This is a genomic window from Micromonospora sp. S4605, assembly GCF_003176715.1.
GTDB lineage: Bacteria > Actinomycetota > Actinomycetes > Mycobacteriales > Micromonosporaceae > Micromonospora > Micromonospora echinaurantiaca.
The window spans coordinates 1-10,992 of record NZ_QGSW01000150.1 but is presented as its reverse complement, the minus strand read 5'-3'; the positions used below and the strand labels follow the sequence as shown (position 1 = coordinate 10,992).

The 10,992-nt window shown below is 73.6% G+C and carries 10 protein-coding genes; 3 read left to right on the top strand and 7 right to left on the bottom strand.

The window, feature by feature from the left end:
- Together dnaG and DLJ47_RS10665 are read right to left on the bottom strand one after the other, a co-directional pair.
- A partial coding sequence (gene dnaG, locus DLJ47_RS10670) for a DNA primase (RefSeq protein WP_109899882.1) occupies positions 1–1,403 on the bottom strand: 1,403 nt, incomplete at its 3' end.
- 116 nt (positions 1,404–1,519) lie between these two features.
- Positions 1,520–1,924, bottom strand: a complete 405-nt coding sequence (locus DLJ47_RS10665; RefSeq protein ID WP_109899881.1) for a MerR family transcriptional regulator — start codon at positions 1,922–1,924, stop codon at positions 1,520–1,522.
- Between the two features lie 91 nt (positions 1,925–2,015).
- Here DLJ47_RS10665 and DLJ47_RS10660 point away from each other — a divergent pair, with 91 nt between their 5' ends.
- Positions 2,016–2,684: an SDR family NAD(P)-dependent oxidoreductase gene (locus DLJ47_RS10660; protein WP_109899887.1), complete on the top strand. Its 669-nt coding sequence runs from the start codon at positions 2,016–2,018 to the stop codon at positions 2,682–2,684.
- Between the two features lie 21 nt (positions 2,685–2,705).
- On the opposite strand, the gene DLJ47_RS10655 is transcribed toward DLJ47_RS10660, so the two are convergent.
- From DLJ47_RS10655 to DLJ47_RS10640, 4 genes are all read right to left on the bottom strand, one after another.
- The gene (locus DLJ47_RS10655) at positions 2,706–4,340 is read right to left on the bottom strand and encodes a BCCT family transporter (RefSeq protein WP_109899886.1); all 1,635 of its coding nucleotides are present in this window, start codon (positions 4,338–4,340) and stop codon (positions 2,706–2,708) included.
- A 95-nt stretch (positions 4,341–4,435) separates the two neighbouring features.
- Entirely contained in the window at positions 4,436–5,272 is an 837-nt protein-coding gene (locus DLJ47_RS10650; protein ID WP_109899880.1) for a siderophore-interacting protein, read from the bottom strand.
- Positions 5,273–5,282: 10 nt separating this feature from the next.
- A complete protein-coding gene (locus DLJ47_RS10645) occupies positions 5,283–6,572 on the bottom strand; it encodes a deoxyguanosinetriphosphate triphosphohydrolase (RefSeq protein ID WP_109899885.1) in 1,290 nt (429 codons plus the stop codon).
- A gap of 64 nt (positions 6,573–6,636) precedes the next feature.
- Positions 6,637–6,990, bottom strand: coding sequence for a VOC family protein (locus DLJ47_RS10640; protein WP_109899884.1), 354 nt, complete (start codon positions 6,988–6,990; stop codon positions 6,637–6,639).
- A 194-nt stretch (positions 6,991–7,184) separates the two neighbouring features.
- Between DLJ47_RS10640 and DLJ47_RS10635 the strand changes: the two genes are divergently transcribed.
- Positions 7,185–7,682 carry a roadblock/LC7 domain-containing protein gene (locus DLJ47_RS10635; protein ID WP_109899879.1) on the top strand — a complete coding sequence of 166 codons (498 nt, stop codon included), beginning with the start codon at positions 7,185–7,187 and terminating at the stop codon, positions 7,680–7,682.
- Between the two features lie 103 nt (positions 7,683–7,785).
- Here DLJ47_RS10635 and ppdK read toward each other — a convergent pair whose 3' ends face one another.
- Positions 7,786–10,494 (bottom strand): pyruvate, phosphate dikinase, encoded by a 2,709-nt coding sequence (gene ppdK / locus DLJ47_RS10630; protein ID WP_109899883.1) that lies wholly within the window; start codon positions 10,492–10,494, stop codon positions 7,786–7,788.
- A 312-nt stretch (positions 10,495–10,806) separates the two neighbouring features.
- Between ppdK and DLJ47_RS10625 the strand changes: the two genes are divergently transcribed.
- A partial coding sequence (locus DLJ47_RS10625) for a hypothetical protein (protein WP_146228070.1) occupies positions 10,807–10,992 on the top strand: 186 nt, incomplete at its 3' end.

Genomic DNA, 10,992 nt, shown 5'->3' with positions numbered 1-10,992 from the left:
GGCCGGGAGGGCGCGGGACCGGCCTCCCGACCGGGCTGGCCGGAGGCGGCGGCCAGCACGGCCCGCTGCACCGGCTCGATCTCCATGCCGAGGTCGCCGGCGAGCTTGCGGACGTACTCCGGGCGCTTCTCCCGGTCCTTGAGCTTGGCGACCAGGGGCGCGGCCCGGCGCATCGCCTCCACCCGGCCGTCGACGGTGTCCAGGTCGTAGCGGCTGATCACGTGGCGCAGCGCGAAGTCGACCAGCGGCTCGCGGCGGGCGACCAGGTCGCGCACCGCCAGGTCACCCTTGGCCAGCCGCAGCTCGCACGGGTCCATGTTGTCGGGGCTGACCGCGATGAAGGTACGCCCGACGAAGCGCTGGTCGTCCTCGAACGCGCGCAGCGCGGCCTTCTGCCCGGCGGCGTCCCCGTCGAAGGTGAAGATGATCTCGCCGGCCCGCTCGTCGCTGTCGAAGAGCACCCGGCGCAGCACGGCGATGTGGTCGGCGCCGAACGCGGTGCCGCAGGTCGCCACCGCCGTCGGCACGTCGGCCAGGTGGCAGGCCATCACGTCGGTGTAGCCCTCGACCACGACCACCTTGCCCTGCTTGGCGATCTCGCGCTTGGCCTGGTCGATGCCGTAGAGGACGTGCGACTTCTTGTAGATCGGCGTCTCGGGGGTGTTCAGGTACTTCGGGCCGTCGTCGTCGTCGAAGAGCTTCCGGGCGCCGAAACCGATCACGTCACCGGTGATGTCCCGGATCGGCCACATCAACCGGCGGCGGAACCGGTCGATCAGCGAGCCGGAGCGGGCCGGCCGGGACAGCCCGGCGGTGACCAGCTCGTCGTGCGTGAAGCCCTGCTGGCGCAGGTGCTTGGTGAGCAGGTCCCAGCCGTCCGGGGCGAACCCGCACCCGTACCGCTCGGCGGCGGCCTTGTCGAAGCCGCGGCGGGCGAGGAACTCGCGGGCCGGCCGGGCACCGGCCGTGCCGAGCTGGGCCCGGTAGAACTCGACGGCGGCGGCGTGCGCGGCGACCAGGCGCTGCTTCTGCCCGTGCTGCGGGCGGGCGGCCCGCGGCGCGGCCTGGTCGCCCTCGACGTAGCGCAACTGGATACCGGCCCGGGCGGCGAGCCGCTCGACGGCCTCGACGAAGCTCAGGTGCTCGGCGTCCATCAGGAACTTGATCGCGTCGCCGCCGGCGCCGCAGCCGAAGCAGTACCAGACGTTGCGGGCGGGCGAGACGTTGAACGAGGGGCTCTTCTCGTCGTGGAACGGGCACAGGCCCTTGAGGTTGCCGCCGCCGGCGGACTTCAGGGTCACCGTCTCGGAGATCACGTCCGCGATCGAGGTGCGCTCGCGGACCAGCGCGATGTCCTCGTCCCGGATCCGCCCAGCCATGCTCGCCACCCCCTCGGCGTACATCCTGCCCTGCCGGACCGACGCTCCGCCGCCGGGGGACGCCCCGGTGTGGCGCCGACCGCCACGCCGGCCCGGCGGAAGGACATCACCGGACGATCGGGGCGCGGACGCGTCCGGAGCTACTCCCCGGCCGACCGCTCCCGGCCGGCGACGTCGGACCGGTCGCCCCGCCCCGGTATGGCGGCGAGCAGGGTGTCGAGCGCCTGCCGCTCGGTGCCGAGCCGCGCGATCGCGTCGGCGATGCGGGCCCGCTCCCGCTCCAGGTGCTCGACCATGCCCGGGCACGCCGACGGGGTCAGGCGCCCACCGTCGTCGTGCACGCAGTGCAGCACCTGCGCGATGACGGCGGTGGGGAGCCCGGCGGCGAGCAGGGACCGGATGTGGGAGACGGTGACGACGTCCGAGTCGGCGTACTCGCGGTAGCCGTTGGCCAGCCGCACCGGGCGGAGCAACCCCTGCTCCTCGTAGTAGCGCAGCAGCCGCGCGCTCACCCCGGTCTCGCGGGCCAGCGCCCCGATCCGCATGTGAGCTGCCCCATTCAGCCGTTGACCTTCACACCGGTGACAAAGCTTAGCTTTTCTCCCGTCGATGGCCGGCGGGACGAAGGAGCAGAGCATGGCGGGCGCGGTGATCATCGGGGCGGGACCGGGCATCGGGCGGGCGGTCGCGTTGCGGTTCGCCCGGGAGGGCCTGCCGGTCGCGCTCCTCGCCCGCACCGGGGCGACGGTGCGGGCGGCGGCCGAGGCCGTCGCCGCGCTCGGCGTACGGGCGGTGCCGTTGACCGCCGACAGCACCGACGAGACGGCGCTCCGGGCGGCGCTGGACGCGGCGGCCGACGAACTGGGCCCGCCGGACGTCGCGGTGTACAACGCCGCGATCATCCAGGCGGACTCGGTCGGCGAGTTGTCCGTCAGCGCCCACCAGGCCGCCTGGGCGGTCAACGTGGTGGGGGCGCTCACCACGGCCGCGCACGTCCTGCCCGGCATGGCCCGGCGCGGCGGCGGCTCGTTCATCGTCACCGGCGGGATGCCGGAGCCGAAGCCGCGGTACGTTTCCCTCTCGCTCGGCAAGGCCGGCGTGCGGACCCTCGTGGCGCTGCTCGACCAGGAGTACGGACCGGCCGGGGTCCACGTGGCCACGGTCACCGTCGCCGGTGCCGTCGCCCCCGGCACGGCGTTCGACCCGGACGACATCGCGGAGCACTACTGGCGCCTGCACACCCAGCCCCGGCAGCTGTGGGAGCGGGAGGTCGTACACGACGGGGAGACCACCGCCGGCCGGTGAGGTCGGTCCGGTGGGCGCGGGTCACCGGGGGCGGCGGCGCAGGTAGCGCCGCACCGGCGGCGGATCCTCCTCCTGGTACGACCGAGCCGCGCGGATCGCGGCGGCCAGGCCGTAGCGGCGGTTGCGGGCCGGCGGGTTGACCGTGGGGTCCCGGGACATGTCCCGGACCAGCGCCACCGCGAGGCCGAGCATCACCACCACGAACGGCAGCGCCACCATGATCGTCGCCTGTTGCAGCGCGTCCAACCCGCCGGCCAGCAGCAGCACCGCCGCCGTCGCGCCGATCAGCACCCCCCAGGTGACCACCAGCACCCGGTGCGGACGCAGCGCCCCCCGGGAGGTCAGCGAGCCGAGCACCAGCGACGCGGAGTCGGCGCTGGTGACGAAGTACAGCCCGATCAGCACCATGGCCAGGACGCTGGTCAACGTCGCCAGCGGCAACGCGTCCAGCAGGCCGAACAGTGCCTGCTCGGTGCCCGCCCCGACGTCCGCGACCAGGTCGCGCGCGCCGGTGGCCTGCGCCCGCAGCGCACTGCCGCCCAGCACCGCGAACCAGACCGCGCTGGCCCCGCTCGGCACCAGCAGCACCCCGACCAGGAACTGCCGGATCGTCCGCCCCCTGGAGATGCGGGCGATGAAGGTGCCCACGAACGGCGCCCAGGAGATCCACCACGCCCAGTAGAAGATCGTCCAGGAGCCGAGCCACGACGGGTCGGAGAAGGCGCCGGTACGGGTGGACATGAAGAGCAGGTTGCTCAGGTAGTCGCCGACCGAGGCCGGCAGCACCTCCAGCGTGTAGATGGTCGGCCCGACCACGAAGACGAAGAGCATCAGCAGCACCGCCAGCAGGACGTTGGTGGTGGAGAGCCACTTGATGCCCTTGTGCAGGCCGGAGAAGGCGGAGATCACGAAGGCCAGCGTGAGCGCGCCGATCACGACCAGCTCCACCGCTGTCGTGTCCGGGACGCCGGACACCAGGTCGAGGCCGGCGGCGACCTGGAGCGCGCCGAGGCCGAGGCTGGTCGCCGAACCGAACACCGTGGCGAAGACCGCCAGCAGGTCGACCGCCCGCCCGGCCGCCCCGTCGGCCCGGTCGCCGAGCAGCGGACGGAACGCGGCGGAGATCCGGTTCTCCCGGCCCTTCCGAAAGGTCGAGTACGCCAGCGCCAGCGCCACCACCGCGTAGATCCCCCAGGGGTGCAGCGTCCAGTGGAAGAGCGTGTACTGCATGGCCGTCGCGCCGGCCGCGCCGGTCTGCGGTGCGACGCCGGTGGCCGGCGGGGGCGTCGCGTAGTGCTGGATGGGCTCGGCGACGGCGAAGAAGACCAGGCCGATCCCCATCCCGGCGCTGAACATCATCGCGATCCAGGCCAGCGAGCTGAACTCGGGCTCGTCCTCGTCGGCACCGAGCCGGATCCGGCCGAACCGGCTCGCCGCGATCACCACCGCCAGCACCAGGAAGGCGTCGGCCGCCAGGACGAAGAACCAGCCGAAGGTGTCGATCGTCCAGGCCAGCCCGGACTCCCCGAAACCCGCCAGGGAGCCGCGGGCGAAGACGCCCCAGGCCACCACGGCCAGCACCCCGCCGACGCTCAGCACCAGCACCACCGGGTCGACGCGCCCCCGGTGTGCCGGCACCTCCTGCTGCTCGGTCATCCGCACCCCCGTCCCATCCTGCTGAAGAAGGCGGGGCGGCCGGCGAGTATCGCGGAAACGTCAGCCCGGGGGGCTTCGCCGGGGGTCGCGGCGGGTCAGGCGGCGAGGGCGGTGGACTCCTCCGCATCGACCTGGCGGTTCCACTCGGGCTTGGTGGAGCGCCAGCCCTCGTCGTTCATGCCACGCCGCCAGTAACCGGAGATGGAGAGCCGCTCCCGGGCCACGCCCCACTCCACGCGCAGCAGCCGGCGCAGTTCCTTGACCCAGGTCGCCTCGCCGTGCACGAAGGCGTGCACGTCACCGGGCGGGAACTCCACCTCGCGGACCGCGGCCAGCAGCGCCGCGCCGACCGGCCGGTCGCCTCGGTGCAGCCAGGACAGCCGGACCGCGCCGGGGCTGAGCAGCGGCTGCTCGTCGGCCGGGTCGCCGATCTCGACCAGCGCGACGGCCGGGGCGCCGACGGGCAGCCGCTCCAGGGCGGCGGCGATCGCCGGCAGCGCGCTCTCGTCGCCGACCAGCAGGTGCCAGTCGGCGGTCGGGTCGGGCGCGTACGCCCCGCCGGGGCCGACGAAGCGCACCGGGTCGCCCGGGCGCAGCGCGGCCGCCCACGGGCCGGCCAGCCCTTCGTCGCCGTGGTGCACCACGTCGACGGTCAGCTCCCCGGCCAGCGGGTCCCAGGCCCGCACGGTGTACGCGCGCAGCCGGGGCCACTGCTCGCGAGGCAGGTCACGACGGATCGCGGCCAGGTCCACCGGGTCGGGGTGGTCGACCCCGGGCGCCGGGAAGAGGATCTTGATGTAGTGGTCGGTGAACTCGCCGACCGGTAGGCCGGTCAGTTCCTCACCGCCGAGCACCAGCCGGATCAGGTGCGGGGTGGGCCGCCAGGTGCGCAGCACCCGGGCGGTGGTGACCTTCTTGGCGCGCTCCGTCATGCCAGTTAGGTTAGCCTAACTTCGGCACGTCCCCGACCGGGGTACCGCCCACCAGCCGCGTGTGCCAGGCGACCGCCGCCGGGTCGGTGAGCGAGGCCACCTGGTCGACCACCACCCGCAGCCGGGCGGCGTCGTCCGGGGCGGCCCGCCACAGCGGCGCGAAGACCGGGTCCAGCGCGTCCGGCGCCCGGTCGGCCAGCACCGCCACCAGGTCGGCGATCACCTCGCGCTGCCGCTCGTACCGGCCCCGCGCGCCCGGCCGGCGCAGCACGTAGCGCAGCGCGATGCCCTTGAGCAGGGCGCAGCGGGCCCGGATCGACCGCGGCACGACCAGGTCGGCGGCGTACCGGCGGTGCGGGCCGGCGCCGAAGCGCTCCTGGGTGGCGGCCACCGCGGCGGAGACGAAGCGGCCGGTCAGCACGCTGGTGGTGGCCTTCAGCGCCGCCTGCGCGCGGTGGCTGCCGTCGTACCCGGCGAGCGGGGCGAGCACCGGGTCGGCGAGCAGGTCGACCAGCACCTCGCCGAGGTCGGCCGGGGACTCGCCGGAGTAGGTGGCGGCGACGTCGGCGCAGAGGGCGGCCCGCTCGTCCGGGTCGGTCAGCAGCGGGTGCAGCGTGACGTAGCCGCCGTGGATGCCGTCCTCCACGTCGTGCACCGAGTAGGCCACGTCGTCGGCCCAGTCCATCACCTGCGCCTCCAGGCAGCGCCGGTCACCGCCCGGCCCGCCGGTGCGCAACCAGTCGAAGACCGGCCGGTCGTCGGCGTACACCCCGAACTTGCGCTGCCCCGGACGGCGCGGCCAGGGGTACTTGGCGACCGCGTCGAGCGACGCCCGGGTCAGGTTCAGCCCGGCGGAGGAGCCGTCCGGGGCCAGCACCTTGGCCTCCAGCCGGGTCAGCACCCGCAGCGTCTGCGCGTTGCCCTCGAAGCCGCCGCAGGCCGCGGCGAGCTGGTCCAGCGCGGCCTCGCCGTTGTGCCCGAACGGCGGGTGGCCCAGGTCGTGGGCCAGCCCGGCGGTGTCCACCACGTCGGGGTCGCAGCCCAGCCGCGCGCCCATCTCGCGGGCGATCTGGGCGACCTCCAGCGAGTGGGTGAGCCGGGTACGCAGGAAGTCGTCGGTGCCGGCCGTGTGCACCTGGGTCTTCGTGGCGAGCCGGCGGAAGGCCGCCGAGTGCAGCACCCGGGCGCGGTCCCGCTCGTACGGCGACCGGCCGTAGCCGGAGTCCTTCGGCGGCTCCTCGACCCGGCGCTCGGCCGGGTCGTCCGCCCCGGGCCGGCCGGGCTCGGGCTGGCCAGTCAACCGGCCACCGGCCTGGTCACGCTGCCGGCACACCCCTGTTGAGTGCGGGGCTCGCAGAACCGGCTCACTCCTCGCGCTCGCGCAGCACGCAGAACTCGTTGCCCTCCGGGTCGGCCAGCACCGTCCACCCGACGTCGCCCTGCCCGACGTCCACGTGCCGGGCGCCCATGTCCACCAGCCGCTCGACCTCGGCCTCCTGGTCGCTGGGGCGCAGGTCGAGATGCAGCCGGTTCTTGCCCTCCTTGCCGTCGGGCACCGGCACGAACACGATGCCCGGCAGCCGGTCGGCGGACTGGCGGATCTCCACCTCGTCCGGCTTCTCGGTGACCACCTGATAGCCCAGCGCCTCGGCCCACCAGCGGGCGAGTCGGGCCGGGTCCCGGGCATCGACGGTCAGGCTCTCCCAGGCGCTGCTCATGTCGATCAGGGTACGCCCGGACGGCCGCTCCGGCGCGCCCGCGATGTCCGGTGCGGCGGCCCGCAACCCCCGATCAGACGAGAGTTGCCAACCGATCGCCGACCGTCACGGGATCGCGGGACGGCATGGGCCACCGGTAGCGTCTTCGATGCGGAACGTGACCGACCGACCGGAGACACGACGGGGAGACACGCGTGGACGAGGACGTGGTGGCAACGGAGTTGCGAGGGCTGCGCCGGCGCCGCCCGGAGGTCGTCGGCACGGTGCTCGCCGGCACCGACGGCCTGCCCATCTCCAGCGACCTGCCGACGACGGACGCGACCCACCTGGCAGCGCTGGCGGCGGCCGGCTTCGGCCTCGGCAGCCGGATGGCCGACACGGCACGCCGGGGCGAGCTCCGCGAGTCCGTGGTGCACACCTCGGCCGGCTGCGTGGTGACCTACCCGGCCGGCCCCGACGCGCTGCTCACCCTGGTCACCGAGGCCACCGGCGACCTCGCCGCGCTGCACGCCGACGCCCGCGCGGTCGCCCGCCGGGCCGGTGCCGCGCTGGAGCACCGGCGTCCGGTCGGCGCCAGCGCGCTACCGGCCACCCACGGCCCGCTCGCCACGCGCACCCCCACCCGGACCACGCTGCCGACCCGGCGCGTCACCCGGCACCCGCACGCCACCTGGCGCCGCCCACCCGTCTGAGCCGGCCGCACCGAGGGGGTCACTGCCGTCGCCGGCCTCCGCAGCCGCGACCGGCGGCGGACCCGATGACCGGGTCCGCCGCCGGGGCGTACGGATCAGCGGGTCAGCGACTGTCCGAGCCGGCCGTCTCGATGGCGGCCCGGCCGGCCTCCAGCCGGGCGACCGGCACCCGGAACGGCGAGCAGGAGACGTAGTCCAGCCCGACCTCGTGGAAGAAGTGCACCGACTCGGGGTCGCCGCCGTGCTCGCCGCAGACGCCGAGCTTCAGCCCCGGACGGGCCGCCCGGCCCTCCTCGGCGGCGATCCGGACCAGCCGGCCCACCCCCTCCCGGTCGATCGACTCGAACGGCGAGATGCCGAAGATGCCCAGCTCCAGGTAGCGCCAGAAGAACGCGCCCTCGACGTCGTCGCGGGAGAAGCCCCAGCCCATCTGGGTCAGGTCGTTGGTGCCGAAGGAGAAGAACTGCGCCGCCTCGGCGATCTGCCCGGCGGTCAGCGCCGCCCGGGGCACCTCGATCATCGTGCCGATCAGCACCTCGACGCCGCTGTCGCCGACCACCTCGGCGATGATCTTCTCGGCCTCGGCGCGTACCGTCTCCAGCTCCTGGACCGCGCCGACCAGCGGGACCATGATCTCCGGGCAGGCCGACCCGCCGGACCGGGTGACCGCGACGGCGGCCTCGGCGATGGCCCGGACCTGCATGGCGAACAGGCCCGGGATGACCAGGCCGAGCCGCACGCCGCGCAGGCCGAGCATCGGGTTCTCCTCGTGCATCCGCCGGACGGCGGCGAGCAGGGCCTCCTCCTTGGCCACGTCCTCGCCGCGTTCCTGGGCGACCGCCACGTTGACCGCGAGCTGCTCCAGCGGGGGCAGGAACTCGTGCAGCGGCGGGTCGATCAGCCGGACGGTGACCGGCAGGCCGTCCATCTCGCGGAAGATCTCGATGAAGTCCTCGCGCTGCAACGGCAGCAGCGCGGCGAGGGCGTCCTCCCGCTCGGCGTCGGTGGCGGCGAGGATCAGCCGCTCGACCAGCTCCCGGCGGTCGCCGAGGAACATGTGCTCGGTGCGGCACAGGCCGATGCCCTGGGCGCCGAAGCGCCGCGCCCGCGCCGCGTCCGCGCCGGTGTCGGCGTTCGTCCGGACGGCCAGCCGCCGCCGGGCGTCGGCGTGCGTCATGATCCGGTGTACGGCCTGCACCAGCGCGTCGTCGGTCTGCTCCGGGTCGAGGGTGCCCTCGAAGTACTGCACCACCTCCGACGGCATGACCGGCACCTCGCCGAGGTAGACCTTGCCGGTGGTGCCGTCGATGGAGACGACGTCGCCCTCGGTCACGGTCTGGCCGGCCACGGTGAACTTCCGCTGCGGGATGTTGATGTCCAGCTCGTCGGCGCCGGAGACGCAGGTCTTGCCCATGCCCCGGGCCACCACGGCGGCGTGGCTGGTCTTGCCGCCGCGCGAGGTGAGGATGCCCTTGGCGGCGATCATGCCGTTCAGGTCGTCGGGGTTGGTCTCCCGGCGGACCAGGATCACCGACTCACCCTCGGCGGCCAGTTCGACCGCGCGGGCCGAGGTGAAGACCACCTTGCCGACGGCCGCACCCGGCGACGCCCCGATGCCCTTGGCCACCGGCTGGAACTCGTGGTCGAGCTTGAACCGGGGGAACATCAGCTGGGCCAGCTGCGCGCCGTTGACCCGGTGCAGCGCCTCGTCCAGGTCGATCAGGCCCTCGTCCACCAGTTGCCCGGCGATGACGAAGGCGGCCGCGGCGGTGCGCTTGCCGACCCGGGTCTGCAGCATCCAGAGCTTGCCGCGCTCGATGGTGAACTCGATGTCGCAGAGGTCCTTGTAGTGCCCCTCCAACCGGGCCATGTAGTCGAGCAGCTCGTCGTAGGACTTCTTGTCGATCCGCTCCAGCTCCTGCAGCGGCACCGTGTTGCGGATGCCGGCGACCACGTCCTCGCCCTGGGCGTTGGCCAGGTAGTCGCCGTAGATGCCCTGCGCGCCGCTGGCCGGGTCCCGGGTGAACGCGACGCCGGTGCCCGAGTCGGCGCCCAGGTTGCCGAAGACCATCGCCACCACGTTGACAGCGGTGCCCAGGTCGGCAGGGATGCGCTCCTGCCGGCGGTAGATCACCGCGCGTTCGGCGTTCCAGGACTCGAACACCGCGCGGATGGCCAGGTCGAGCTGCTCGCGCGGCTCCTGCGGGAACTCCCGCCCGGTGTGCTTGCTGAAGATCTTCTTGTACGCGTCGACCAGGCCGCGCAGGTCGTCCGCGTCGAGGTCCAGGTCGTTGGTGGTGCCCTTGGCCCGCTTGACGTCGTCGAGCGCGTGCTCGAACTCCTCGCCCGGTACGTCGCAGACGGTCTTGCCGAACATCTGGATCAGGCGGCGGTAGGAGTCCCAGGCGAACCGGTCGTTGCCGCCGGCCTGGGCGCTCAGCCCGACCACGCTGCGGTCGTTGAGGCCGACGTTGAGGACGGTCTCCATCATGCCGGGCATGGAGAACTTGGCGCCGGAACGGACCGAGACCAGCAGCGGGTCCTGCGGGTCGCCGAGGCTCCGGCCCATCTCCCGCTCCAGCGCTTCCAGGTGCGCGGCGATCTGCTCGGCCAGCCCGGCCGGCTCCGCTCCGGTGGCGAGGTAGGCCTTGCAGGCCTCGGTGGTGATGGTGAAACCGGGCGGGACCGGCAGGCCGAGGTTGGTCATCTCGGCCAGGTTGGCCCCCTTGCCGCCGAGCAGGTCCTTGAGGTCCTTGTTGCCCTCGGCGAAGTCGTAGACGTACTTGTGTTCCGCCGTCTCTTGCGCTGCCACCAGAGCCTCCCACGCGCGCCGGTCCGACACTTAACGAAGGTTTAGTTGCTCCCAATACCCCGCGGCCGGCCACCGGTAATCCGGTGCCCCGCCAGCCGGTGGGCGAAGGTTAAGCGAACAACGGGTGGGCTGGGACCGTTCGGTGACAATAGGCACAGCTATCACGACTATCCGCGTTCGTGCCAGTTTCTGGGAACGCTTCCACGCGCACGATCACGCAATCCCGGCCTCCCCTCGTACCCTTGACGGCACGCGTTTCGGTGAACTTCACCTTTGCCATAACCGCCGCGAATACACCCGGGAGCCGCTGCCGTGTCCACCCTCCCCTCCGCCGCCGACCAGGACGGATCCGCGCTGAGCCAGCAGTCCGCCGCCGACCAGGACCTGCTGCCGCTGCGCGAGCCCGCCGCCGCCGACCTGGCGCGTACCGCCGCCCGGGCCGCCGGTGATCTGCTCGCCCCGCCCACCCCGGTCCGCCTCGGCGACGTGGTGCCGGCC